The sequence below is a fragment of the Streptomyces sp. HUAS TT7 genome, assembly GCF_051550175.1.
Classification (GTDB): Bacteria; Actinomycetota; Actinomycetes; order Streptomycetales; family Streptomycetaceae; genus Streptomyces.
Map to the genome: position 1 here is coordinate 4207466 of NZ_CP196175.1, position 23851 is coordinate 4231316.

Consider the following 23851-nt stretch of genomic DNA (forward strand, 5'->3'; position numbering starts at 1 on the left):
AATGCGCAAGCTTCAGAAGGCCGCTGTCGCGGCCGCCATGCTGGGGACCCTGAGCCTCATAGCCACCGGCACGGCCACCGCGCAGAACGCGGAAGGCGGGGGTGAGCGCGGTGGGCATGGCCACTGGTGCAAGACCCATGACCTGAACATCGACATCCTCGGCCAGGTCGGGTTGCTCAACGGTCTGCTGGGCAATGCGCTCAACGGCGAGGGCAATCCCGGCGCACAGTTCGACGGCGTCGGCTCCAGCTGCTGACACCGCCGTTACTGGGCATCAGGGAATCGCATTACGCAATTCACCGAAATGGGGCTCGGCGCCCGGGACACAAGCCCGGCGCCGGGCCCCTGCTCCGTGCGGGCCATGATCGGCCGCGATCGGCCGGTCGGCCGTAGCCATGCCGGGCGGGCGCCGCCCGATTCCGTCGGCCGCCGAAGATCGCGGCGCCGCTCCGCTTCGGCGTCGTACGCCCCAACGCAAGAGGCCCCGGACTCTCGTCCGGGGCCTCTCACCTGTGTGCACTCGGCAGGATTCGAACCTGCAACCTTCTGATCCGTAGTCAGATGCTCTATCCGTTAAGCTACGAGTGCTTGTGCTTCCGGGGTTTTTTCTGCCCCGTCGGCGTTGCGAGAACAACATTACATGACCTGCGCCGTGACGCGAAATCCATTAGCCCTACCGCCTCTGACCTGCGGGAATGTCTCTGCGTGAGCAACCCCGGGGACGCCGGGCGGGGTCGGGCGCGGGGCGAGGACGGCCCCGGAGCGAGCCACGGGCGGCACGGGAACGGCCCGGCGAAGGCCGGCGGAGACTCGGCGAAGGCCGGCGGAGACTCCGGGAAGGCCCGAGGAATGGCCGAAGCCCCGGCCGTGGGGCCGGGGCTTCGGGTCTTGCTGGCGGAGGCGGAGGGATTTGAACCCTCGATGGGCTTTAAGACCCAAACCGCATTAGCAGTGCGGCGCCATAGACCGGACTAGGCGACGCCTCCAGCACACCGTCGCGTGCGCGAGTGGTGCGTGCAGATGATGACACAGCCTTGCGGGCCGTCACCAATCGCACCCCACGGTACTAGGCAGGTGGGCACCAGAGCAAAGCCGTTCTGCGGCGCAACGCCGGGCGTTGACGCGCGTTAGACCGCTGGAGCCTTCAGGGGGCCTCAGAAGCCCACCGGGGGCCCGGACCGTCCGCCGGAAGTCCGCCCGTACGACTGGAGATACGAGACCCATGCTGCGCCGCCTCGCCGTCACCGCCGCCGCCTCCCTCACCGCGCTCGCCGCCGCGCCCGCCGCCTCCGCGGGACCCCTGCCCGTCCCGCTGTCCCTGCTCGGCGACGGCCACACCGAGGACCGCCTCACCGTCACCATCGAGCACAACCCCGGTGTCGAGGGGAAGTACACGCTCGAATGCCACCCCGCGGGCGGGAGTCATCCGCGCCGCCAGCAGGCCTGCGACAAACTCGACTCCGTGACGACCTGGGGCAAGGACCCCTTCGCTCCGGTGCCCAAGGACCAGTTCTGCACGATGATCTACGGCGGCCCCGCCACCGCGCACATCACCGGCAGCTGGGCCGGACGGCCCGTCGACGCTACGTACAGCCGTGCCAATGGGTGCGAGGTTTCGCGGTGGGACAACCTGGTGCCGGTGCTGCCGAGCGCCAGGTAGGGGGCCCCGTACGCCCATCGCGCGTACCCCTTGGTCACACAACCTTGGTGAGAGCTCCCCCTCATCCGCCGTCGCTCCGACATCCCCAGCCTTTAGACTCCCTCCCAGTGACAGGCCGCAAGGTGCAGTGGTTCAGGGAGGAAGCGTCGTCGTGAGCAGCAGGCCATCCCGAGGCGCTGCTCGCCTCGCAGCCATACTTGACGCCCTTCCGGACGGGCTCCTGCTCGTCAACTGCAACGGCACGGTCGTCAACGCCAACACCGTCGCGCTGGAAATGCTGGAGGCGCCCGGTACGGGGCTCGTGGGGCGGGGAGTTCTCGACCTGTTGCCCACCTTCGACTCCAAGCTCATCCCCGGCTCCATGCGCCGGCCCGAGAGCGAGGACGACCAGGGCCGCACCAAGCCCACCCGGATGATCGCGCGCCGCACCGACGGCACCGAGTTCCCGGTCGAGGTGACCAGCGCCAACCTGGAGGACGGGCGGGACGCGTACGCCTCCTACGGAAGCGGCGGCGGGCCCGGTTCGTACTCGGGCGACGAACTCCTGATGCTCGTCGTACGGGACCTCTCCGGCACCGTCGACACCGAGGCGGAGCTCGCCCGTTCGCAGCGGCAGACCGAGATGATCCTGCGCGCGGCGGCCGAGGGTGTCGTCGGGACCGACACCGACGGGCGGGTCGTCCTGGTCAATCCCGCGGCCGCGCAGATCCTCGGCTACCGGGCCAGCGACCTCGGCGGGCAGGAGCTGCACCCGCTGGTGCTGCACTCGCGCGAGGACGGCGAGCCGTTCCCGTACGAGGGGAGCCCGCTCGCCGACACCCTCAAGTCCGGGCGCAAGCACCGGGTGCGCGGGCAGGTCATCTGGACCAAGAGCGGCGCCCAGGTGCCGGTCGACCTCACCACGGCGCCGGTGCGCGACGGCGACCTGCTCGTCGGCGCGGTCATGACCTTCACCGACCGGCGCCCGTTCGAGGAGCAGGCCGCCAAGCACGCCGAGGTCCTGGAGCGGGAGACCGCGCGCTACGACGCGCTCGCCGCCCGGCACCAGCAACTGCTCTCGGTGCTCGCGGGTTCGCTGCGCGGGCCGCTCGACGAGCTGCGCGCCGAACTCGCCGCCCTCGCCGCCGACGACGCGGGCCAGCTGTGGCCCGAGGCCAACCAGGTTCTGCACCACCTCGCGGCCGGCTACTCCCGCATCACCACGCTCGTCGACAACGTCCTCGGCTACCAGCGGCTCGACGCGGGCAGCGAGGAGCTCAAGAAGGCGAAGGTGCTTGTCGATTCGGTGGTCGGCGCCGGTGTCGACGGTGCCGTCGAGCTGATCGGGCCGGGGCGCGCCCAGTTCGCCGTGCACACCCCGCCCATCGAGGCCGAGGTCGACGCGCCCCGCCTGGCGACCGCGCTGGCCCACCTGATCGCGGACGTCGCCGGCGTCGACGCGACCGGCAAGGCGCCGGTCGCCGCCGGTGGCTACATGGACTCGACCGTGGTCGTCGCGGCCGCGGTGCGCGGCGAGGTCGTACGCATCGAGGTGCGCGGGCCCTACGCAGGGGGCGACCCGGTGCACGGGCCCATCGTGCGCGGCATCGTGAAGGCGCACGGCGGTGTCCTGCAGACCGTGGACGTGCCGGGCATGAGCGGTTCGGCGTACGTGCTCGAAGTGCCGCTCGGCGCGGGGGCGGGAACCGTCGAGGTGCCCGCGGCACCGCAGCCCGACGAGGCGCTGCTGCCCGCCCAGCAGGACGGCGGCGGGCGTCGGCGGGCCCGGCGGGCGTCCACGGATGCGTTCCTGGAGAGCCCGGTCAGCGAGGAGAAGTCCCCGACGGGTCGTCGGCGGGCTCGGGCCGAGGGCGGTTCGGGGTCCGGGGCGGACGGTTCCGGTTCGGGTTCCGACTCCGGGTCGCCTTCTGGTTCTGGTTCCGGTGGTGCCGAGGAGGGCGACGGCCCCGCCGGGGAACGAGCCCGGATTCCGGGTCAGCAGAACACCGGGACCGGTGAGCTGTCCGAGTCCGTCGAGGGTGCGGGCGGACGCGGGGGTGTTTCCGGTTCTGGGGACGCGTCCGGGGCTCCGTCCGGGTCCGGGCGGCGGCGTGGGCGGCCCAGTCCTGCCGAGCAGGCAGTCGGGCGGGCCACCGGACAGGCCTTGGGGCAGGCCGCCGAGGGTTCCGTCGTCACCGGTGCGGAGAGCGCCCGCGAGTCGTCCGGCATGGGCCGGGCCGCGCTGGGCGAGGCCGTGCCGCCGCAGGGAGTGCCCACCGAGGCCACTGGACGCCGGGCCCGCCGTGCACTGCCCGCGCCTTCCTCCGCCGAGGCACCGGTTGCCCCTTCCTCCGGCTCCCCCGAGAACGTCGGCGAGCCGACCGGGCGCCGGGCCCGCCGTGCGCTGGGTGCCGCGCCGGCCGGGGGCAGCGCGGCGAGTGGTTCTACGAGCGGCTCTGCGAGCGGGCAGGAGGGTTTGGTGCGGACCGCGTTCGCGCTCCCGCCCGCCGATGCCGACCAGGCGCCGCATCCGGCTCCCGTGCCGTCGGCCCCGGCCCCGGCCCCGGGTGGTGCGGCTGACGCTGCGGCGTCCGGGCAGCATGACCCCGTACGTTCCTCCGGTTCCTCCGGTTCCTCCGGTTCCGCCGGTTCCGCCGGTTCCGCCGGTTCCGCCGGTTCCGCCGGTTCCGCCGGTTCCGCCGGCTCCGCACCTTCTGCGGAGGAGGCTGGGCGGGTAGGTGCGGGACATGTAGGTGCTGGGCATATGGGTGCCGGGCACGTAGGTGCTGCTGAGCATGTGGGCGCTGGGGCTGTGGGTGCGGAGGCCCTGGGTGGCCGGGCTATGGGTGCCGGGCCTGTAGGGGCCGGGGCCATGGGTGTTGAGCCGACGGGGGCTCGGGCTGTGGGTGTCGGCCAAGTGGATGCCGGCTCCATGGATGGCGGCCCTATGGGTGCCGAGCCCATGGGTGCTGAGCCCACAGGTGCCGGGCACATGGGGGCCAACCCCACCCCGGCCGGGCCGGGCCAGAACGTCCCCGCCCGGAACAACCCCGCCCCCGGCGACCCCGTGGCCGATCACACCCCGCCTCAGCCGCACCCCGCCGAGCAGCCCGAGTGGGCGGCCCGCGCGGTTCCGGCGCCGGGTGCGGCCGGTCCCGTACCGCCGCAGAACCAGAGCCAGAACCAGGCCCAGGGCAACCAGCCCCAGCCCGCGCCCCAGCCCTCCCCCGCCCAGCCCGCCCGCCAGCCGCTGCCCGCCGAGACTCCGCCCGGGGGCATCCCGGCCGTCGGCGGGGACACACAGGGACGGGCGTTCAGTGTGCGGGCGCTCGGGCAGAACGCGCCGTTCAGCCAGGCGCAGGCCCAGGCGTCGGCCCAGACCTCCGGCGGCTCGCTCGGCTCCGGGCGCCGGCGCAAGCTCGGCACGCCCCCCGAGGGCGTGGAGCGCCCCGCCGAACCGGCCGCCCGGCCGCACCCCGTACTTCCCTCGCCCCCCTCCGAGGGCCGGGGCCGCGCGTACGCCATCGGGGCGCCCGACGAGGGTGCCGAGGGTCCCGAGCCGCTGGACGGACCCGGCGGCGCCGTCGAGGTGGCCAACCGGCCGCAGCCGCAGCCCATCGACGACGAGCTGCCCCCCGAGCCGCTCGACAACCCGCGCCGGCTGCTCGTGTGGCCCGCGCCCGACGTCTCCACCCAGCAGGCGCTGAGCGAGCGCGGCTACCGGCCCGTGGTCGTGCACTCCCGCGAGGAGGTCGACGCGCAGATCGCCGCGTTCCCCGCCGCACTGTTCGTCGACCCGCTGACCGGCCCGATCACCCGTACCGCGCTCCAGTCCCTGCGCCAGGCGGCCGTCGCGGCCGAGGTTCCCGTCCTGGTCACGGCGGGGCTCGGGCAGGCGACGCGGGAGGCGGCGTACGGCGCCGATCCCGCCGTCCTGCTCAAGGCCCTCGCGCCGCGCGACAGCGAGCAGCACCCGTCCCGCGTCCTGTTGATCGAGGAGCACGAGGAGATCGCGGTCGCGCTCACCGCGACGCTGGAGCGGCGCGGCATGCAGGTCGCCCGCGCCGGAACCGACTCCGAGGCGGTCACCCTGGCCGCCCAGATGCGGCCGAACCTGGTCGTGATGGACCTCATGCAGGTACGCCGCCGACGTGCCGGAATCGTCGACTGGCTGCGCGCCAACGGCCAGTTGAACCACACCCCGCTGGTCGTCTACACCTCGGCCGGCATCAACCAGGCAGAACTCCCGAAGCTCTCGTCCGGCGAGACGGTCCTGTTCCTGGCAGAACGCTCCACGAGCAGCGAGGTCCAGGGCCGCATCGTGGACCTTCTGGCAAAGATCGGCACGAACTAGCCTCGCGGCTTTTCTGGGGGGCTGAGGCCGGACGGTCGACTGCGGGCCGTCGAGGGCTGGTCGCGCAGTTCCCCGCGCCCAGGGTGCTTCGCCTGCCCCGGTCAGCCGTTCAGCCGAGGGCTCAGGTTCTGCATGCCGACGTATGTCAGGTGCCCTGAAGGGGCGCGGGGCTCCGACATGGTGCGGCTCCGCCGCGATGGGGGTCCCCCTGTTCGAGCGGAGCCGGGAACTGGGGGCGCGACCGGCCACGGACTGCCCGCACCCGAAAATCCCGCACCCCGGCGAAGCGCCTAGCGGAGCAGGGTCACATCCAGCTCCCCATCCGCGTACTGCCGCCGAATCACCTTCTTGTCGAACTTGCCCACGCTCGTCTTCGGCACCGCCTCGATCAGCGCCCAGCGCTCCGGGAGCTGCCACTTGGCGATCTTTTCGGCGAGGAAGGCCTTCAGGGCTGCGTAGTCCGCGGTGGCGCCGGGCTTCAACACGACCGTGGCGAGCGGGCGTTCGCCCCATTTGTCGTCCGGGACGGCGACGACCGCCGCCTCGGCGACCTCGGGGTGCGCCATCAGCGCGTTCTCCAGCTCCTGGCTGGAGATCCATTCGCCGCCGGACTTGATGACGTCCTTGGCGCGGTCGGTGAGGGTCAGGTACCCGTCCGGGCTGATCACACCGACGTCGCCGGTCCGCAGCCAGCCGTCCGGGCTGAACTTGTCGTCCGGGCGGAAGTCCTCTCCGCCCACACCGCCGAAGTACGCACCCGCGATCCAGGGGCCGCGCACCTCCAGCTCGCCCGCCGACTCCCCGTCCCAGGGCAGGAATTCGCCGCCGGGCCCGGCAAGGCGCGCCTCGACCCCGGCGGGGAAGCGGCCCTGCGTGATGCGGTACGGCCACTGCTCCTCGGCGCTCAGCCCGGCCGGCGGGTTGGACATGGTGCCGAGCGGCGAGGTCTCGGTCATGCCCCAGGCGTGGCAGAGCCGCACGCCGATCTTGTCGTACGCCTCCATCAGCGAGGGCGGACAGGCCGCGCCACCGATCGTGACCCTCCGCATCGAGGTGAGGTCGCGCGGACGGGCGGTGACCTCGGCGAGCAGACCCTGCCAGATGGTGGGGACGGCGGCCGCGTGCGTCGGCTTCTCACGCTCGATCATGTCGGCGAGCGGGGCGGGCTGCAGGAAACGGTCGGGCATGAGCATGCTCACGCCGGCCATGAAGGTGGCGTGCGGCAGGCCCCAGGCGTTCACATGGAACTGCGGCACCACGACCAGCGTCGTGTCCGCGTCGGTGAGCCCCATCGACTCGGCCATGTTGACCTGCATGGAGTGCAGGTAGATCGAACGGTGGGAGTAGACCACGCCCTTGGGGTCGCCTGTCGTGCCGGAGGTGTAGCACATGGCGGCGGCGCTGCGCTCGTCCAGCTGCGGCCAGTCGTACGTCGTCGGCCGGCCGGCGAGCAGCTCCTCGTACTCGTGCACCTGCGGGCCCGCACCGTCGATGTCGTCGAGGAGGGAGCGGTCGCCGGGGCCGGACACGACGAGGTGCTCCAGCGTCGGCAGGTGCGGGAGCAGCGGGGCGAGCAGCGGCAGCAGCGAACCGTTGACGATCACCACGCGGTCGGCGGCGTGGTTGACGATCCAGATCAACTGCTCGGCGGGCAGCCGCAGGTTGAGGGTGTGCAGCACGGCGCCCATGGACGGGATCGCCAGGTACGCCTCGACGTGCTCCGCGTTGTTCCACATCAGCGTCCCCGCCGCCTGGCCGTCCTCGACGCCGAGCTCGCGCAGGGCGTGGGCCAGCTGAGCGGCCCGGGCACCGATCTCGGCGAAGCTGCGACGGTGCGGCTCGGCCTCGCCGGTCCAGGTCGTGACCTGGGACTTGCCGTGGATCGTCGACCCATGGGTCAGGATCCGCGAGATCAGCAGCGGTACGTCCTGCATGGTGCTCAGCACGGCGTCCTCCCGGTGAGCGCTACGGTGCGCTCTGTGGCGATAGGGGTGTGCCGAATTCTGCTCACGTACCGCTCGGTATGTCACTACCCGGGAGTAGTTTCAGCCGCGGATCCGCGAAGTTACCTGCAGAAACCCCGGCCGGGTGCCCGTTCCGCGGCCGAGGCCGTCACGCCGCGTCACCGTATGCCCCTCCCGCCGCCCGGGCGGGCGTCAGCGTATGGGCTCCAAGCTCCGGGTCCTCGCGGAGCTTGCCAAGGGCGCGCGACACCGCGCTCTTGACCGTGCCGACCGAGACCCCGAGCACCTCGGCGGTCTGCGCCTCGCTCAGGTCCTCGTAATACCTGAGGACGACCATGGCCCGCTGGCGGTCGGGGAGCTTCATGACCGCCCGCCACATCGCGTCGTGCAACACCTGCTGGTCGGCCGGGTCGGGGCCGGGCACGACCTCCGGCTCGGGCAGCTCGTCGCAGCAGAACTCGTCGACCTTGCGCTTGCGCCACTGCGAGGTACGGGTGTTGAGCAGCGCGCGGCGCACATAGCCGTCGAGCGCCCGGTGGTCCTCGATCCGGTCCCAGGCGACGTACGTCTTGGTGAGCGCCGTCTGCAGCAGGTCCTCGGCATCGCTCGGGTTCGCGGTCAGCGAGCGCGCGGTGCGCAGCAGCACGGGGCCCCTGGCGCGGACGTACGACGAGAACGACGAGTACGCGTGGTGGGGCGTCGCCGCTCGGGAGGCGCTGGTGCAGACGGGCGTTGTCATGTCTCCACGCTATGAGCGCCGAGGCCCGCCGGGATCGGCCCCAGGTCCCGAAGCGGTGTCCGCCTCAGGTTGTAGGGGTGGGGGTGGCCACACCTCCTGAAGGTGGAGGACGCATCCTCGGCCCTCAGGGTTCACCCTCCCGGTCCGACACCGCGCCGGCCCGCGTGCGAGCGGCCGGAACGCCCTCCGGCTCAGCCGGTGCGGAAGGCTCCCGACCACCGGTCCGGCCGGGGCCGAGGACGCCCGGCCTCCCTCAGCCGATGCGGGCGACCGGTGCGTCGACCTGGTTGCGGTCCACGACCAGCCGGTATCCGCCGTGCGACTCGGCGACATCCCCCGCGTACTGGTGGATCCTCATGTGCTGCCAGGCACTCTTGTGCAGCGACGCCTCCTGGTACAGCGCGGGGCCGGTGTGCCAGCGGGCGAACCAGATCGCCGCCGGAAGGTCCTTCACCCCCGCCTTCCTGGCCTGCTCCATCTGCCGTACGCCGGAACCCGCGCTGCTGTAGAACCCCGGCAGGTAACCTCGCGCGCGCACCTCCCGGTTCCAGGCCCGGACGAAGTCGAGCGTGGTGCGGGCGCACGAGGCATTGCCCACGTTGTACGCCTCCAGGTCGAGGTAGAGCGGGCTGCCGGTCTGCATGCCGAGCGCCCGCGCCGCCTGGACAGCCTGGCCTCCCTCGGACCTGCCCTGCTTCACCGGCTGGCTGCCGATCCGCACTCCCTTCTTGTTCTCCGCGTACACACACGGGGCCTGCGAGCCCACGAACACGGGCAGCACCTGCCAGCCCATCCGGTGCACCTGGGTCACCCAGCTCTTGTTCAGGTTCCGCTGCACCGGGCAGTGCCGGCCGCGGCCCGCGTAGTAGATGCCGACGGCGCGGTACGGCGAACTCCGCCAGGCCCGCATCACGGCCAGCGAGGGTGTGTTGCAGATGTCGAAGGCGGCGCCCTTGAAGGGCGTGGCGGCCACCGCCGCCGCCTGCTCCTCCTGCCACCCGTCCGCGGCCGCGGAGGGGGCCAGCAGAGTGGCGAGGGTGAGCAGAGTGGTGGCGAACGTGGCGAGGGTCAGCTTGAGACGGCGCATGGCCCGAGTGAACGACCGCCCGCCCCGACCGGCCACCGCTCGGCCCACCGCCTCCGCCGTCCGAGCACAGGATCAGTCGGCCGGGCCAGTGCCGGCCCGGTGACCGGCCGCCTGATCCGTGCCAACCAGCCGGGTGCCATGAGCCCCTGATACCCCCTCAGTCACCACCGATCGCCTCTTGACGGATCCTCAGCCCTCCCTCCCCAGAACCAGCCCCGACGTGGGGACGCCCGTACCCGCCGTGACCAGGACGTGGGCCGCGTCGGGTATCTGGTTCACCGACGTGCCCCGGAGCTGGCGGACCGCCTCCGCTATGCCGTTCATCCCGTGCAGGTACGCCTCCCCCAGCTGCCCCCCGTTCGTGTTGAGCGGGACCCCGTCCGCCGCCACGAAGTCGGCCGCCTCACCCGGTGTGCAGAAACCGAACTCCTCCAGCTGCATCAGCACGAATGGCGTGAAGTGGTCGTACAGGATCGCCACATCCATCTCGGCGGGAGTGAGCCCGGACGTCCGCCACAGCTGTCGCGCGACCACCCCCATCTCCGGCAGCCCCGCCAGCTCGTCCCGGTAGAAGCTGGTCATCTCCTCCTGCCGGCGGCCGGCCCCCTGCGCGGCCGCGGTGATCACGGCGGGCCGCTGCCGCAGGTCCCTGGCCCGCTCCGTGGTGGTGACGACCACGGCCTGGCCGCCGTCGGTCTCCTGGCAGCAGTCCAGGAGCCGCAGCGGCTCGACGATCCAGCGCGATGCCGCATGGTCGGCCAGGGTGATCGGCCTGCCGTGGAAGTAGGCCGCCGGGTTGTTCGCGGCATGGCGGCGGTCGGTGACCGCTACGTGGCCGAACGCCTCGGGCGTCAGGTTGTAGGTGTGCAGATAGCGCTGGGCGGCCATGGCGACCCAGGACGCGGGCGTGAGCAGCCCGAACGGAAGCGACCAGCCCAGCGCCGCCCCCTCCGCCGAAGGCTCCCGCTGCTGCACCCCCGAGCCGAAGCGCCGGCCCGAACGCTCGTTGAACGCCCGGTAGCAGACGACCACTTCGGCCACCCCGGTCGCGACCGCGAGGGCTGCCTGCTGCACGGTGGCACAGGCCGCGCCGCCCCCGTAGTGGATCCGCGAGAAGAACGACAGCTCGCCCATGCCGACCGCCTGCGCGACGGTGATCTCCGGGCTGGTGTCCATGGTGAACGTGACAAGCCCGTCGACGTCCGAGGGCGCAAGCCCCGCGTCGTCGAGCGCCGCGTGCACCGCCTCGACCGCCAGCTTCAGCTCACTGCGCCCCGAGTCCTTGGAGAACTCGGTCGCCCCGATCCCGACGACGGCCGCCCGCCCACCGAGCGAGTCGGCCTTGCGCACGCTCATGACTCACCCCCGGCAGGCTCGGGGACAGCCACCCGCACCATGCCGGTGACGTGATGGCCCAGCCCGTTCGCCCCCGTCACCCGCACCTCCGCGACCTCCCCCTCCACAGCCGTCACCGTGCCGGTCAACGTCATGGTGTCCCCCGGATAGTTGGGCGCGCCCAGCCGTATCCTCACGGACCGCAGCCGGGCCGTCGGACCGAAGTGGTCGGTGATGTACCGGCCGACCAGGCCGTTGGTGGTCAGGATGTTCATGAAGATGTCCGGCGACCCCTTCTCGCGCGCGATCTCCGCGTCGTGGTGCACGTCCTGATAGTCGCGGGAGGCCACCGCCCCGGCCACGATCAGCGTCCGGGTGATCGGGATCTCAAGCGGTGCCAGCTCGTCTCCGGCCTTCACGCCCCCACCCCCTCTCCCGTGTGGGCCTCCTCCACCGAAGGCCGCCTCTCAGCCTTCTCCGCCAGCTTCTCCGCCACGATCAGCTCACCCAATTCCGCGAGGAGTTCACCTCCGCATCCGAGATACGCATCGAGCTGTCGCCCCCACAGGAAGTGCCGGTGGACGGGGTGTTCCAGGTCCGCGCCGAGCCCGCCGTGGAGATGCTGGCCCGCGTGCACGACGCGGGTGCCCGCCTCGGACGCCCACCAGGCCGCCGTCAGCGCGTGCGTCCCGTACGGCAGCCCCTCATCCCGTCGCCAGGCCGCCTCATAGGAGGTGACCCGTATCGCCTCGGTGTCCATGTACGCGTCGGCCGCGCGCAGCAGCACGCCCTGGTTGGTGGAGAGCGGCCGGCCGAACTGCTCCCGGGTCGTGGTGTGCCGGACCGCCCTGGCCAGCGAGCCCGCGCACACCCCGGCCTGGAGCCCCGCGAACGCCGTCCGGGCGGTGGCCAGCACGTCCTCGTACGCCTCCGCCCCGCCCACCCGCTCGGCCGGGGTGCCGTCGAGTGTGAGCCGCCCGGCCGACCAGGGCGCGGTCGTCTCCACTGCCTCGGCCCCAGCATCGGCGACCCGCACCAGCCACAGGCGGCGCTCCTCGTCGGGGACCAGCACGTGCGTGGCGTCCCGCAGCCACGGCACGAGCGTCGCGACCCCCGTCAGCTCGCCCTCCGCCGATGCCCGTACGCGCCCTTCGGACGCGGGGAACGCCCCGGTCGCCACGGCGCTGCCCTCGCGCAGGGCGGGCAGCAGCCGTTCGCGCTGTTCGGCCGTGCCGTGTGCGGCGAGGGCGAGCACTCCGTAGACGCAGCTCGCCGCGAACGGGACCTGGGCCGTGGTCCTGCCCTGCTCCTCCAGGGCGAGGACCAGGCCGAGCAGGCCGACCTCCTCGACGGCCGCCACCAGGCCGGCCCCGCACAGCGCCTTCCACAGCTCGGCGTCGGTTCCCGTACCGGCCGCGGTCAGCCGTTCGTGCGTCGAGAGGTCACCGAAGATCTGCCCGGCGAGCTCGCGGACGGCCGACTGTTCCTCGGTGGGTGTGAAGTCCATCAGGCCACCTCCGCACGGAACACGGGGAGCTCCAACTCGTCGTCCACCCGCAGGAATTCGAGCCGTACCGGCATCCCGATCCGCACCTTGTCCGGCGTCACCCCGACCACGTTGCTGATGATCCGCACCCCCTCTTCGAGCTCGACCAGGCCCACCGCATAGGGCGGGTCAAAGGCGGGGAAGGGCGGGTGGTGCATCACGACGTACGAGAAGACGGTGCCGCCGCCGCTCGCCTCGACCGTGTCCCACCGCCCCGAACCGCAGGCGTTGCACCCCGGCAGCCAGGGGAAACGCAGCTCGGCGCAGTCCTCGCAGCGCTGGATCAGCAGCCGGTGCTCGGCGACTCCCGCCCAGAACCCGGCGTTGTCCCGGTTGACGACCGGCCTGGGCCGCAGCACCCGTGGAGGCGCCTCACCCGCCTCCCTCCCCTCAGCCCGAGCGAGATCCTCCTCGGGAGGCCGCGAACTCAGTGGGGCAGGCGTGTACTTGAGGATGCGGAAGCGGTGCGTGCCCGCGAGCTCGCCGTCCACCGAGACATCCATCCGTGTGGTGACGAAGTGCCCGGTCCCCAACTTGGTGGTCTTGCGCTCCGACACCGTCTCGATCACCGCGTCGTAGGTGACGCGGTCACCCGGCCGCAGGTCACGGACGTACTCCTGCTCGCAGTCCGTCGCCACCACCGAGGTGAACCCGGCGCCGTCGAGCAGCTCGAACAGCTCGTCGTAGCCGGAGGTGCGGCCCGTGCCGTCGCCGTGTCCGGAGAGGCCGCCCATCGTCCACGCCTGGAGCATCGTCGGCGGCGCTATGGCGCCCGGCCCCGTATACGCGGGGTGGGCGTCGCCCATGGCCTCGCACCAGTGCCTGATCATGGGCTCGTTGACAAGGTCCTTGCCGACCCCCGCGGTCGCCGCCGGCTGCCCCTCGAACTTCTTCAACCGGCCAAGGAATTCCGCCTCGTTCACCCCGCTCACCTCTTCCCCCGTTTCATCCCGAGCCGCATCGTCGCGACGATCTCCCGCTGCACCTCGCTCACCCCGCCCCCGAAGGTGTTGATCTGTGCCGCCCTGTTCATCCGCTCCAGCTCCCCGTCCCCGAAGGCGCCGGGCGAACCGCCCCTGATCAGGCCCGCGTCCCCCACGATTTCCCGACACATTCGATACGTTTCGACCGCGGACTCCGTTCCCGTGAACTTCACGCCGCTGGCGTCTCCGGGCGCGAGAATCCCGGCTCCCACATCGCCCACCAAACGCCAGCTGAGCAGGCGATTCACCGCCAGCCGGGCATGCGTGGCGGCTACCTTCACCTTCACCCATCCGTGGTCAACCGGGTGCCGCGAAGTCACCGGATCGGGCGTACACGCATACGCGAGCGCCGCCTCGTAGAAGTCCTCGGCCTGCATGCCGATCGCGGCGAGTGCGACCCGCTCGTGGTTGAGCTGGTTGGTGATCAGCCCCCAGCCCGCGTTCTCCTCGCCGACCAGGTTTCCCAGCGGCACCCGGATGCCGTCGTAGTACGTCGCCGTGGTGGTCAGTCCGCCGACCGTCTCGATCGGGGTCCACGAGAATCCGGGCGCGTCCGTGGGCACCAGGATGATCGAAATCCCCTTGTGCTTGGGCGCGTTGGGATCGGTGCGGCAGGCGAGCCAGATCCAGTCGGCGTTCTGGGCGTTGGAGGTGAAGATCTTCTGCCCGTCCACCACCCAGGACTCCTCGTGCCGTACCGCCTTGGTGCGCAGCGAGGCGAGGTCGGTGCCGGCCTCCGGTTCGCTGTAGCCGATGGCGAACACGAGGTCGCCGCTCAGGATCCTGGGCAGGAAGTACGCCTTCTGCTCGGCGGTCCCGTACTTCATCAGGGTCGGGCCGACCGTGTTCAGGGTGACCATCGAGACGGGTGCGCCCGCCCGGTAGGCCTCGTCGAAGAAGACGAACTGCTCGTCGGGGCCGCGCCCCTGACCGCCGTACTCGACGGGCCAGCCGAGCCCGAGCAGCCCGTCGGCGCCGATCCGGCGCAGCAGCGCCCGCTGCTCGTCCGGGCCCGCCCCGAGCGGGGGCCCGTCGGGCATCAAGCGAGCGAAGTACGTGCGGAGTTCGGCGCGCAGCCGCTGCTGGCGCTCGGTCGGGGCGAGGTGCACGACGGCGGCCTTTCCGTGCGTACGGGCAACTCCGCGCATCAGCCCGTACAAGCACCGGGCAGAGCTACGGATCAGGGTTTCTGACTGTCCGTCAGATTCAACTCCCCTGTCAATGCCCCGGGGCAGCGGACGACATCGACGCCCGCATGCGAGCGGCCCGGGCGACGGTGCCGAAGCACTGTCACCCGGGCCGCCGATCACCCCATGGACCGGACCCCGCGACGGGAGAGGAGGCTCACCACAGGCGGGAGAAGTTCACGGCGACGTTCCCGTTGCCCTGGTTGATCGACGTGAAGGCCGAGCCGTTCACCTGGGCCGTGTTGCTCTGGTTGGTGGCACCGGCTCCGACGGCCTGCTGCTGTGTGGTGGACGAGTTCCCATGGTTGTCGTGACCGACTCCGCTGCCGACGACGTTCGCTACCGCCGCGTTCGATCCGTGGCCCGCGATGGCGCCGTTGTCGGCGGAGGCCACACCCGAGAAGAGGGCGACTGCGAGAGGCAGCGCGGCAACGGCGGCGAGGACGCGGGCGGTACGGATGCTTGCCATGTCAATTCCTCCAGGAACCAGAAGTACGGGTAGTTCGGCTCGTTCCAGGTCGCACCTACTAGCTGCAAGTACGGCCTGGTCCAAGGCAGTTGGCCGACCGCCCCGGACGCTGTGACGACGTCGCGAGATCAGAGTTGCCCACCGAATCCCCGGCGAACCAGTCATCGCGGCATCTTTCGCCCGCAAGCGTGAGGACATGTCGATAAACCCTCAATGCGCCCCCAAAGCTCTCGCCACGGCTCGATCACGGGCGCCGGAGCCGCCCCCGCGCAAGAGAAGAACCGTTTCCGCTCGGATTCGGCCAATCTTCGACCGCCATCGAAAACTCGCCCGGAGGACACCGATACGGCACCGGATCGTCACCCGGGCCCTCCCGGGCACCCTCTCAATCGCGCCGGTCACCCCTGAAGGGGATTCCCTTTCTCGAACATTCGTACGAACATGGAGCCATGGCCACCCCCGACCGGCAGGCCGCCACCCTGGCCCTCGCCCACGCCCTGTCCGCCGCCGAGCGCGGCCTGCCCGTCATCCCGCTGTCCCGCACCAAGCTCCCGGCGCTCCCCTCGCCACACCGGGAGGATCCCCGGCCGGTGCTCTGCCGGGGCGAGTGCGGGCTCACGGGGCACGGGGTGCACGACGCCACCACCGACCCGGCCGCGGTGCGCGCCCTGTTCGCGGCCGCACCCTGGGCCACCGGTTACGGCATCGCCTGCGGCCGGCCGCCGCACCACCTCATAGGCATCGATCTCGACACCAAACCTCCGGCGGCCGATGCGACGGCGGCGCTCCAACACCTGGCGCTGCGGCACCTGTTCACGATCCCCGAGACCGTGGTCGTGATCACTCCGAGCGGAGGCCGGCACGTCTGGCTGACCGGCCCGCCCGGGGCCGTCGTGCCGAACTCCGCGAGCCGCCTCGCCCCCGGCATCGACATCCGGGGCGCCGGCGGTTATCTGGTCGGGCCCGGTTCGCTGAGCACCCGGGGCGTCTACCGCCTCGCACCCGGCACCGCCCACCTCGTCCCGGCCCCCTGCCCCGGCGCACTCCTGGACCTGCTCACACCCGCCGCGCGCCCTCACCATCCCCAACAGCATGGTGATCACCAGGGGCAGGGCCTGGTCCAGTTCGTTCTGGCCGCCCACGAGGGCCAGCGCAACACCCGGCTGTTCTGGGCGGCGTGCCGCGCGTACGAGAACGGCATCGGCGAGGAGCTCGCAGGGGCGCTCGTCTCCGCCGCGATGCGTACGGGGCTCACCGAACGCGAGGCCCTCGCGACCATCGCGTCGGCGGCCCGGATGACCACGGCTCGGTGACGGGCCGGGGCCGGCGCGGGACCCGGCCGGGCATGCGAAAGGGGCGCCCCGGAAATCCGGAACGCCCCTTCTCCGCAGGCCCTTGGGCCGGCACACGCGGTGGGTGTGGGATTTGAACCCACGGTGACTCGCGCCACGACGGTTTTCAAGAGGGTGCTGAGGCAGCGCTCTCAGACATAGCTGACCTGCTCGTTCGTCACCTATACGCTCCTTCGTCCTGCCTGACGGTCCACGCCTGGTCCACAAGTCGATCGGAATCGAGCATCAGGTACCGCCACAGGGCCAGCGTCCGGATCATGCGCTGCGCTCACGAGCCGACCTGCCTGCAGCTCCGCTGAGCATGACGGGTCTCCACGCCACGCGCGTCGGGCAGCGCGCCATGATTCGAAGACTCCAGGCAGTTGATCAAGCAGGCCCTTGGCGGCGAACAGTGCCACGCTCGCCACACCTGAGCCAGCTAGAACCCAGAGCGTGAAGGTCACCTCCACTGTTTCCGTGCTCCTTTCAGCGTCTGCGACGCGTCCGTTAGTAGGCGCTTCCCAGGAAAGCTGTGCGCACCAGCTGTCCACCAGCACCTCGGACGCTTCTGCCGAACCCCGGACAACTGGCTCGCCTCGCCCTAGTCTGAGACGAACTGGGCTGGACAGTTCTGGCTGCTACTGGACGACCCTGGACAGGCGGCAACGTCGAGCACAAAACGGGGTGGGCGATGGACAACGAGTACCTCGCGAAACAGCTGAGTCGATTGCGCATCCGAGCTGGGAACCCCTCACTGCGCGACCTAGAGCGGCTCACCGAACGCCAAGGACGACGGATGAGTCGCGCCTCAATCCAGGATAAGTTCTCCGGTAGTAGCGCTCTAAAAATGGTCCAGGTTCTCGCCCTGGTCCAGGCATGCGCCGACTACGCTCGTTCGATCGGCGCTCCACTTTCCGCCGCAGAAATGGACGAGCAAGCATGGCGAGAAAAAGTGGGACGGGCACCTACGCCTCGGAGTCAGCCCAACCCAAGACCTAACGGGGATGACAGTAATAGCAGCACATTGGCCGCCCCACCTGAAATTAAGCTGCTTATCGAGCCCCTGATTCACGCTGGCATGGACGATATCGTACGCATCGCTACCGAGAAGGTGAATCAACCTCTCGAAACCTGGCTACCTACTGTACTCTCCGCACTGGGGGAGGCACAGATGGACCCCCAAGGATTTCTAAACCTAGCCATCCGCGAACCCGCCTCGCGGACGGTACAAATTCTCAATGCGATCGCAGAGGAGGAGGACGGGTCAGGAAATGTCGCCAGCCTGTACTTTCAAACGTGCCTGCTAGCTAAGCACGCTGCCGAGCTGCCGAAGCTCCTCGTTGCACTTCGCCGACACGACGGGGAGCTAAGCTACTGGTGCGCCAATGGATTCATCGACACGATCCTCGGCAGGGGCGAATGGCCGGGAAGCACCAGGACAGATCTGACCGACATCCTGCGAGCACTGCGCGCGGCCACCCTGAAGGATGACGCCGACAAACTCGCAGAGGCTATCGGAACGCACTCACGACCTAAACTCGCGCTGACAACAGCCGGATCATTCCCTGCTTCTTTCCTTGGAGATCGAGAGCTAATCTTATATGCAGCATCCCAAAGCGGAAACAATCGACTTTTGGACATAATCGCCTGCCTGAGAGAGGAAGCGATCCCAGGTATCGATCCACACGAAGCGCTGGATTTCATACTTCCATCGGTACCCAAGGAGGACCGCACTCGCCTCTCCCACGCACTCAGTGACGCAGGAATGCATCCCGAGGCTGAAATGCTAATGAAATTGACAGACCAGGCTCCATCCTAGTTTCCCGACCGCGCGCAATGGGAAGCAATTCCCAATCTTGGCTAAGTTGGCATTCCAACAACCGAGCCTCACAGGCAGTACGTCCCAGGCACCCCGCAGGACACATCTCGCCTCGCATGGTCTTCCAGCGCGTGGGCCGACGCTACGCTGCCGCCATGGCTGAGGCTTTCGTCACCGGGGATAACCACCCGTCGTGCGGCATCTGTCCTTCCCGGCGCTTTCCTCTGGGCGAGTTCGACGTGTTCGAGCGACCCTCAGCCGAGTGCCCGTTCAACCCCGCTGACGGCCACCGGTACACGGCGGCTGGGGTACCCGTGTGCGTGCATCCCCACAAGATCGGACTGGTGCCCCGCCGGTACAAGACCGACGGCGTCCCCTTCGCAGTGGAGCTGAACCTGCCGGATCATCCGGCCGACTTGGATGCGTACTTGCGTGAGGTCATGCACAGCGCAGCGCCCGGAGTGCTGGAACTGCTCATCGAACGAGCCACCCACGAGATCCCCAGGGCCTTTCCCGATGTGGACGTGCTCCAGGCGCTGCGCCGCGCGCTCAACTAGCTGGCAGTGGCGAAGCCAGGCACGAAGCGGCGGCCCCCATCGAGGATGCCCACGGGCTCGTACTTCGCCATGACTGCCTCCCTACGCTTCGCGGTCTCCTCCTTGCCGAACCAGTACCGCTCGTTCATCGGTCCCCACGCTGCCCGGTAGACCTGGTGGGTGTAGTCGCCGTGGTCCCATTCCCCGATGGCTTCGCAGTCGGTGGCGTGAACGAACTTGATCCCGGTCCGGTCCTGGATACGGGACAGGACAGTGAACTGCGCGGCGAGCGCGTGGATCATCTCGTCCACCGGGATGGCCACAGGGACCTCCGCGGCTTCCTCATTGCCATCGGTCATCTCGTAGACGGCCGACTTGATCGCCATGGCGCGCATGGCCTCGGGGAACAGGGGCTCGGTGTCCTTGGCGATGTCGAACTCGTGGACCAGGGCGTAGCCCATGAAACTGGTCCAGTCCTCGTCGTACTTCGCGCATGCGGTGCGCAAGCGGTCGTACTCGGAGTCGGCCTCAACCGCCGTCAGGATCTGCCGGGCTCGCTCCGCGACCCGTTCGGGGGCCGGTCGTACTAGCGTTGCTTTCACTGCTGCACTCTCCTTTGGTTGGGTGCATCGGTGGACCCGCCCGGCTACCGACCGCCGTCATACGGGGCAGCCGGGCGGGAGTCTGTCGTCATGCGGATGTCGATCAGGACCTCCCTGACCGTGTTGGGGAGCCGCTAGGACGCGGCCAGGGAGGCGTTCATGTGGTCGGGCTGGCGATCGCCACTCCGAGTACGAAACCGACCGATCCGGCAATGGTGATGATGAGAATCGGGCCCGCATAGCGGCCGATCCGGGCGGCTAATCGCCTCACGACGACTGGCCCCCGCTGCGTGCGTTCACTGCTCGAACCTTGTCGGTCAAACCGGAAGGCCGGTGCTGCGGGCACTGGCACGGCGGATAAGCCATCGACCCGGGCGGAAGGTCCGGTCCCTCCGCTGCATCGAGTCTCAGCGTTCCGTCCGTCCCCCGCTCCTTGGTCAACTCGGCGAGCAATGCCCGCGCTTGGCTTCTCATGACGCAGCTCCTCGCGGACGACAACGGCGAGCGTTTCGCCGATCTTTCCTACCTCTACGCAACCGCCTGACCACGCACGGCGGTACCGTTGCAGCAACGTCGGGACTTGAAAGCCTTGAAAGTCCGTACGGGCCAGGGGAGTTGATGCTCATGACGAGGCGCCTGCCGAACCAAGCACTCGCCCGGCTGCTGGCCGAGAGTCGCTGGACTTATCGGCAGTTCGCACGGGCCGTAAACCGAGTCGGCACCGAGACCGGATCCCCCCTGCGCTACGACGAATCCGGGGTGAGCCACTGGCTCGACGGAACCATGCCCCGCAAGGCGGTTCGCACCTGCATCCTCGAAGCGCTGTCCCGGCGCCTGGGCCGCCCCATCACCTATGCTGAGGCTGGCCTGCCCGCGCCCACCGATCACTCCCTTGGGTCCACGGATACCGTGGAAGGGATGATCGACCTGGGGAGGCAGGACATGGACCCGTCACGTCGGAGCATCCTGGGCGCTGCTCTCTTCTCCGTTGCCCTCACCATCCCCGGCTGGCCCGATGTCGTCGGCCGTGCCGAAGCTGTTCAGACCGGCCGCGCCTCGCGCATCGGCATGAACGAGGTGGACATGGTCATCGCCATGACCGAACGCGTCTCGGAACTCGATGACCAGTTCGGCGGACGGCACGCCCGCCCCATGGCAGCCTCATTCATGGTCAACACTGTCGCCGCGTACCTGCGGGCCGACGCTCCGGAAGCCGTACGGCTCGCGATGCTCTCGGCGGCCTCCGACCTGCTGTACCTCACCGGTTACATGGCCGTGGACGAAGGACTTCACGGGCTCGCGCAGCGCTACTACGTCAAGGCACTGGAGCTTGCCGGAGCGGCAGAGGATCACCTCACGTACTGCACGACCCTGCGCGGCATGAGCGTGCAGGCGGTAGACCTCCGGCATGGAGCCAAGGCCATGGAACTGGCTGACGCTGCCGCCGCAGCCTCGCCCAAGGCTGGGCCTCGGATGCGCGCCTTCCTCGCCGGACAGCAAGCGCACGCCTCTGCCCAGACCGGTGACCGCACCAGCGCCCTTCGGTACATGCGCGAGGCGGAAGCCTCCATGGACCGTGCCGAGTCACGCAGCAAGGCGTTCGGCTCCTACGACCCGTCGTCGCTCAACTACCACGTGAGCCAAGTCCGTTACGAACTCGGTGACGTGCCCGGCTCCATCGAAGCCCTGCAACACTCCGACGAGCTCCGCTATGGCGTCTACAGGCGCGCACGAGTCCGTCACCGAGCCACGCTGGCCGAACGGCAGCTAGAGGTAGGCCACTTGGAAGCAGCCTGCGCCACCTGGAACCTGTCGCTCGACGACTACCCCATGGTCCAGTCCGGCCGCGCTGACGATCGCGTGAAGACCATGTTCAGCCTGATCCGCCCTCATCTGAAGAACAGTGCCGCCCGCGACCTCTACGAACGGGCCCGCACTGTCGCCCCGCCCGCTCTCGTCGGGTAGGGCGTGTCCGGTGAATCGCGATCCGGCCGTGTGACAGCCTCAGCCGCCCGCGATGGCAGTGAGGAACTCGATCTGGTCGTCGTCAGCGAGCGGCATGGCCCGGTCCGGACTCGTGACGAGCTCACCGTTGAGGAAGACTCTGTGAGCTTGACGCAGCCTTCCTGAGCCATCGAGGAGAATCACGCCCAACTGGGGGTAGCTTGCCTTCAGTTCGGTGAGCGCTTCCCCGAGGGTGTTGGCCTTCACGCTGAGCGTCCGCTGGTTGTCGACCGCACGCAGCAGGGCGCCGCTGAATTCAAAAGTCATGGCAGGGATCTGTCCACGACAACACCTTCCCAATCGCCCCTGCCAGCTACCGATCCCACCGGACAGCCCCTAGCCCTAAGTAGCGTGGCTGATGGGGGCCTCGCGCTCTGACGGTCACCCCCACAAGCCAGCCACGACGCTCCCGCACTGTGACGATCACTCGCCACGTGTGCCCACCCGGACCACAGCGGGCCTGTGCCACCCTGCCTTTGGCCTGTGCGTCGGCTGACACCTGGTGGTCGCCGCTGAATCGGCCGGCACGCTGATGCGGGGCCCGGCGCTCGTCGTGGTGCTCGGCGGCGGTGCGCCTGCTGCCTCTAGCTGGGCGGGTCGGATGCTGGCTGGTGGGGTTGCTTTGCGGGTCCGGCTGGCCTGCTCTTCGGGCAGTTGCGGCGCGAGCGGTGGGGCCGTCGCGCGGCGGTGGCGGAGACATGGAGCAGAGCGGCGGCACGGCCGCCGCGCCGCGCGGCCCGCGTGAGCGGGCCGCCTTGATCCAGTAAAGAAACTCTGAACAGCTCGGTAGATGTAGCTCACCGACGCTTGTCGTGCCCTTCGAGCCTGTCTCGCAGCGTCTGGGCCCGCTCTGCTGCCTCTTGCGGCGTGATCTCGCCGCGTACACGCCTGCGTCGTGCCTGGTCTGCGTTTAGCGCGCGGAGGTTATCCATCGCTGCTTCGTACTCGGCCCGCGCCTTTTCTACCAGGGCCTTTGCTTGCTCGGCTTCAGCATCTATCTCCGCGTCACTCTTGCCGCTGTGCGCGATGGCATCTTCCTCTGCCTGGTGCTGCTCGGCCCTCTTCTTGTCTTCCTCGTACAGGTACTTCCGGATGTCGTCGGGGTCGCTGAGCTTTCGGACGAACACCCCTCGGCCCTGGACTGAGTAGATCAGTCCCTCATCCCTGAGCACACGCAAGGCGTTCTGCGCGGTGGAGTTGGCGATACCGAACTCTTCTTGCAGCTCACGAGCGGAGGGCAGTTTGCTGCCGGGGCGCAAGTCCCTGTCCTTGATCCGCTTGCGGAGAGCATCAGCAGTCTGGATATACGGCGGGCGAGTGTCGGCGGGAGCCGTCTGCCACCCACGCCGGAGGCCAGCCAGACCGACGTATGGCGGGTCAGACTCATTGCTGGACGGAGAGGGTTCCAGCTCCTCCTGGGGCGCACGGACGTAGCTGCCCCGGCCGAGGACGGAATAGATCAGACCTTCGTCCTTGAGTAGGCGCAGGGCGTTCTGCACGGTGGAGCTGGCGATGCCGAAGCGTCGTTGTAGCTCACGGGCAGACGGGAGCTTCTCTCCGGCCGATAGCTCGCCTTGCTGGATCGCGCGGCGCAGTACGTCGGCGGCTTGGACGTAAGGCGGTCTCGGATCGTCTTCCAGGGGCAAGGTCATGCAACCGAGGGTAGCGGCGGTGTCGCCCGCTCGGCACCCTCGCGTACCCCCTGCGTTTCACCTACCCGACCGTTCTGGGTGTGCCGACCGTTGCGCGTATGCCGACCGTTGTGGTTTGGTTGTTCCACGGCCGAACAAGCGGCCGAACCTGATCGAAGGGGCTCAACAGCCATGGCCAAGCCGCGTATTCGTGTGGGACTGACGGACTCGACCAACTTCATGTGCGGCACGCTGCCGGTGCCGAAGTACACGGATGTGGAGAACGGGATCATCGCGACCGACCGTGACAGCGGACAGCCGCTCAACACCGTGACGCTGTTCATGATGGAGGGCGACCGGGCGGAGGCAATGAAGATCACCGTCGCGAAGAACGGTCTGCCGGACGGTCTGAAGCCCGGCGTGTTCGTGCGGCCGGTCGAGCTGTTCGCCACGCCGTGGGCGCGGATCTTCAACGGAAGCCTCTCCGAAGGTGTCGCCTACCGGGCCGCTGGCCTGGAACTGGTCGCCATGCCCGGTATGGCGGCGGCTGGTGCGGACAAGGCCGCGTAGCAGGTTCCCGTGACCGGTGGTCCTGGGCGGGGCGGCGTTCCTTGCTTCCCCGCCC

At 69.6% G+C, this 23851-nt stretch carries 20 protein-coding genes and 2 tRNA genes; 8 read left to right on the forward strand and 14 right to left on the reverse strand.

The genetic code is table 11. The features are described 5' to 3' along the window. Position 1: 1 nt before the first annotated feature. Complete coding sequence (locus ACSHXC_RS18970) at positions 2-256, forward strand: hypothetical protein (RefSeq protein ID WP_438292690.1); 255 nt, start codon at positions 2-4, stop codon at positions 254-256. A 259-nt stretch (positions 257-515) separates the two neighbouring features. On the opposite strand, the gene ACSHXC_RS18975 is transcribed toward ACSHXC_RS18970, so the two are convergent. Further along, positions 516-588: transfer RNA gene (locus ACSHXC_RS18975), tRNA-Arg, on the reverse strand. A 304-nt stretch (positions 589-892) separates the two neighbouring features. After that, positions 893-986: transfer RNA gene (locus tag ACSHXC_RS18980), tRNA-Ser, on the reverse strand. A gap of 236 nt (positions 987-1222) precedes the next feature. Here ACSHXC_RS18980 and ACSHXC_RS18985 point away from each other — a divergent pair. Then, a complete protein-coding gene (locus tag ACSHXC_RS18985; RefSeq protein ID WP_438292691.1) occupies positions 1223-1660 on the forward strand; it encodes an SSI family serine proteinase inhibitor in 438 nt (145 codons plus the stop codon). Positions 1661-1811: 151 nt separating this feature from the next. After that, positions 1812-5993: a PAS domain-containing protein gene (locus tag ACSHXC_RS18990; protein ID WP_438292692.1), complete on the forward strand. Its 4182-nt coding sequence runs from the start codon at positions 1812-1814 to the stop codon at positions 5991-5993. 290 nt (positions 5994-6283) lie between these two features. Here ACSHXC_RS18990 and ACSHXC_RS18995 read toward each other — a convergent pair whose 3' ends face one another. The 9 genes from ACSHXC_RS18995 to ACSHXC_RS19035 all read right to left on the reverse strand — a co-directional run bounded on the left by ACSHXC_RS18995 (position 6284) and on the right by ACSHXC_RS19035 (position 15303). Further along, positions 6284-7939, reverse strand: coding sequence for a long-chain fatty acid--CoA ligase (locus tag ACSHXC_RS18995; RefSeq protein WP_438292693.1), 1656 nt, complete (start codon positions 7937-7939; stop codon positions 6284-6286). A 166-nt stretch (positions 7940-8105) separates the two neighbouring features. Next, positions 8106-8696 (reverse strand): SigE family RNA polymerase sigma factor, encoded by a 591-nt coding sequence (locus ACSHXC_RS19000; protein ID WP_438292694.1) that lies wholly within the window; start codon positions 8694-8696, stop codon positions 8106-8108. 253 nt (positions 8697-8949) lie between these two features. Then, positions 8950-9783: a DUF1906 domain-containing protein gene (locus ACSHXC_RS19005; RefSeq protein ID WP_438292695.1), complete on the reverse strand. Its 834-nt coding sequence runs from the start codon at positions 9781-9783 to the stop codon at positions 8950-8952. Positions 9784-9972: 189 nt separating this feature from the next. Next, positions 9973-11139 carry a lipid-transfer protein gene (locus ACSHXC_RS19010; protein WP_438292696.1) on the reverse strand — a complete coding sequence of 389 codons (1167 nt, stop codon included), beginning with the start codon at positions 11137-11139 and terminating at the stop codon, positions 9973-9975. Beyond that, the gene (locus ACSHXC_RS19015; RefSeq protein WP_438292697.1) at positions 11136-11537 is read right to left on the reverse strand and encodes a MaoC family dehydratase; all 402 of its coding nucleotides are present in this window, start codon (positions 11535-11537) and stop codon (positions 11136-11138) included. The genes ACSHXC_RS19010 and ACSHXC_RS19015 overlap by 4 nt, the downstream gene beginning before the upstream one ends. Next, positions 11534-12625 carry an acyl-CoA dehydrogenase family protein gene (locus ACSHXC_RS19020; protein ID WP_438292698.1) on the reverse strand — a complete coding sequence of 364 codons (1092 nt, stop codon included), beginning with the start codon at positions 12623-12625 and terminating at the stop codon, positions 11534-11536. Before ACSHXC_RS19020 ends, ACSHXC_RS19015 begins: the two co-directional genes overlap by 4 nt. After that, positions 12625-13596 carry a bifunctional MaoC family dehydratase N-terminal/OB-fold nucleic acid binding domain-containing protein gene (locus tag ACSHXC_RS19025; RefSeq protein ID WP_438292699.1) on the reverse strand — a complete coding sequence of 324 codons (972 nt, stop codon included), beginning with the start codon at positions 13594-13596 and terminating at the stop codon, positions 12625-12627. The genes ACSHXC_RS19020 and ACSHXC_RS19025 overlap by 1 nt, the downstream gene beginning before the upstream one ends. Next, on the reverse strand, positions 13593-14756 hold the full coding sequence (locus tag ACSHXC_RS19030) for an acyl-CoA dehydrogenase family protein (RefSeq protein ID WP_438296691.1): 1164 nt from the start codon (positions 14754-14756) through the stop codon (positions 13593-13595). Before ACSHXC_RS19030 ends, ACSHXC_RS19025 begins: the two co-directional genes overlap by 4 nt. 235 nt (positions 14757-14991) lie before the next feature. Then, positions 14992-15303, reverse strand: coding sequence for a hypothetical protein (locus tag ACSHXC_RS19035; protein ID WP_438292700.1), 312 nt, complete (start codon positions 15301-15303; stop codon positions 14992-14994). Positions 15304-15752: 449 nt separating this feature from the next. Here ACSHXC_RS19035 and ACSHXC_RS19040 point away from each other — a divergent pair, with 449 nt between their 5' ends. From ACSHXC_RS19040 to ACSHXC_RS19050, 3 genes are all read left to right on the forward strand, one after another. Then, positions 15753-16616, forward strand: a complete 864-nt coding sequence (locus tag ACSHXC_RS19040; RefSeq protein WP_438292701.1) for a bifunctional DNA primase/polymerase — start codon at positions 15753-15755, stop codon at positions 16614-16616. A 709-nt stretch (positions 16617-17325) separates the two neighbouring features. After that, positions 17326-18453: a hypothetical protein gene (locus ACSHXC_RS19045; protein ID WP_438292702.1), complete on the forward strand. Its 1128-nt coding sequence runs from the start codon at positions 17326-17328 to the stop codon at positions 18451-18453. Between the two features lie 116 nt (positions 18454-18569). Continuing rightward, positions 18570-19010 (forward strand): hypothetical protein, encoded by a 441-nt coding sequence (locus ACSHXC_RS19050; protein WP_438292703.1) that lies wholly within the window; start codon positions 18570-18572, stop codon positions 19008-19010. Here ACSHXC_RS19050 and ACSHXC_RS19055 read toward each other — a convergent pair. Then, the gene (locus ACSHXC_RS19055) at positions 19007-19591 is read right to left on the reverse strand and encodes a hypothetical protein (protein ID WP_438292704.1); all 585 of its coding nucleotides are present in this window, start codon (positions 19589-19591) and stop codon (positions 19007-19009) included. The genes ACSHXC_RS19050 and ACSHXC_RS19055 overlap by 4 nt on opposite strands. A 624-nt stretch (positions 19592-20215) precedes the next feature. On the opposite strand from ACSHXC_RS19055, the gene ACSHXC_RS19060 reads away from it, so the two are divergent. Beyond that, a complete protein-coding gene (locus tag ACSHXC_RS19060; RefSeq protein ID WP_438292705.1) occupies positions 20216-21556 on the forward strand; it encodes a tetratricopeptide repeat protein in 1341 nt (446 codons plus the stop codon). A gap of 39 nt (positions 21557-21595) precedes the next feature. Here ACSHXC_RS19060 and ACSHXC_RS19065 read toward each other — a convergent pair whose 3' ends face one another. Then, complete coding sequence (locus ACSHXC_RS19065; protein ID WP_438292706.1) at positions 21596-21862, reverse strand: MoaD/ThiS family protein; 267 nt, start codon at positions 21860-21862, stop codon at positions 21596-21598. Between the two features lie 530 nt (positions 21863-22392). After that, positions 22393-23247 (reverse strand): GntR family transcriptional regulator, encoded by an 855-nt coding sequence (locus tag ACSHXC_RS19070; RefSeq protein ID WP_438292707.1) that lies wholly within the window; start codon positions 23245-23247, stop codon positions 22393-22395. Between the two features lie 171 nt (positions 23248-23418). Here ACSHXC_RS19070 and ACSHXC_RS19075 point away from each other — a divergent pair, with 171 nt between their 5' ends. Beyond that, positions 23419-23796, forward strand: a complete 378-nt coding sequence (locus ACSHXC_RS19075; RefSeq protein WP_438292708.1) for a hypothetical protein — start codon at positions 23419-23421, stop codon at positions 23794-23796. Positions 23797-23851: the final 55 nt, after the last annotated feature.

What these genes read in the sequence shown, in the direction of transcription:
- ACSHXC_RS18970 (WP_438292690.1), top strand. Translation starts at nt 2, where the DNA reads ATGCGCAAGCTTCAGAAGGCCGCTGTCGCGGCCGCCATGCTGGGGACC.
- ACSHXC_RS18985 (WP_438292691.1), top strand. Translation starts at nt 1,223, where the DNA reads ATGCTGCGCCGCCTCGCCGTCACCGCCGCCGCCTCCCTCACCGCGCTC.
- ACSHXC_RS19000 (WP_438292694.1), bottom strand. Translation starts at nt 8,696, where the DNA reads ATGACAACGCCCGTCTGCACCAGCGCCTCCCGAGCGGCGACGCCCCAC.
- ACSHXC_RS19005 (WP_438292695.1), bottom strand. Translation starts at nt 9,783, where the DNA reads ATGCGCCGTCTCAAGCTGACCCTCGCCACGTTCGCCACCACTCTGCTC.
- ACSHXC_RS19010 (WP_438292696.1), bottom strand. Translation starts at nt 11,139, where the DNA reads ATGAGCGTGCGCAAGGCCGACTCGCTCGGTGGGCGGGCGGCCGTCGTC.
- ACSHXC_RS19020 (WP_438292698.1), bottom strand. Translation starts at nt 12,625, where the DNA reads ATGGACTTCACACCCACCGAGGAACAGTCGGCCGTCCGCGAGCTCGCC.
- ACSHXC_RS19035 (WP_438292700.1), bottom strand. Translation starts at nt 15,303, where the DNA reads ATGGCAAGCATCCGTACCGCCCGCGTCCTCGCCGCCGTTGCCGCGCTG.
- ACSHXC_RS19040 (WP_438292701.1), top strand. Translation starts at nt 15,753, where the DNA reads ATGGCCACCCCCGACCGGCAGGCCGCCACCCTGGCCCTCGCCCACGCC.
- ACSHXC_RS19045 (WP_438292702.1), top strand. Translation starts at nt 17,326, where the DNA reads ATGGACAACGAGTACCTCGCGAAACAGCTGAGTCGATTGCGCATCCGA.
- ACSHXC_RS19050 (WP_438292703.1), top strand. Translation starts at nt 18,570, where the DNA reads ATGGTCTTCCAGCGCGTGGGCCGACGCTACGCTGCCGCCATGGCTGAG.
- ACSHXC_RS19060 (WP_438292705.1), top strand. Translation starts at nt 20,216, where the DNA reads ATGACGAGGCGCCTGCCGAACCAAGCACTCGCCCGGCTGCTGGCCGAG.
- ACSHXC_RS19065 (WP_438292706.1), bottom strand. Translation starts at nt 21,862, where the DNA reads ATGACTTTTGAATTCAGCGGCGCCCTGCTGCGTGCGGTCGACAACCAG.
- ACSHXC_RS19070 (WP_438292707.1), bottom strand. Translation starts at nt 23,247, where the DNA reads ATGACCTTGCCCCTGGAAGACGATCCGAGACCGCCTTACGTCCAAGCC.
- ACSHXC_RS19075 (WP_438292708.1), top strand. Translation starts at nt 23,419, where the DNA reads ATGGCCAAGCCGCGTATTCGTGTGGGACTGACGGACTCGACCAACTTC.